A 448-nucleotide genomic window follows, 5' to 3' on the forward strand; every position below is an offset into this window, starting at 1 on the left:
CACCGCTCACCGCTCACCGCTCACCGCTCACCGGCCCGGCTACTCGGCCGGGTACTCGGCTGGCAACTCGGTGAGTTCGTCGTCGGTCAACGGCTCCGGACCCACGTGCATCACCCCCGGTCGGTCAGAGGCCGACCGCAGCCAACAGGTCCGCGAGATCGCGCCCATGAGCCTGATCGGCCCACGGCCGCATCCGCTCGCGCACGTGGGCAAGTTCGGCGCGGGCGCGGGCGACTTCGATGCCGGCGCGGGCGGAGCCGGTCGAGGTGCCGACGAGGCTCCGCCGTAAGGGAGCGGCCGTGCGCACCATGCCCGGACGCGATGACGCGGACCCCTGGCACGAGGAAGCGCGACTCCGCGAGCGCCGCGTCGGCGAGGTCGACCACCCCATGCCGTCCCCTGTGCCCGCACACAACGACGGCTTGTTCGCGAGGGCGTAGCCGACGAA

Annotated in this window: 1 protein-coding gene; it reads left to right on the plus strand. The window is 72.8% G+C overall.

The features are described from left to right. Nucleotides 1-289, plus strand: a 289-nt coding sequence (locus GT354_RS31920; RefSeq protein ID WP_237535681.1) for a hypothetical protein, incomplete at its 5' end; no start/stop codon positions are given. Nucleotides 290-448 lie beyond the last annotated feature (159 nt).

The sequence above is a fragment of the Streptomyces sp. SID3343 genome, from assembly GCF_009865215.1.
In the GTDB taxonomy this organism is placed as follows: domain Bacteria; phylum Actinomycetota; class Actinomycetes; order Streptomycetales; family Streptomycetaceae; genus Embleya.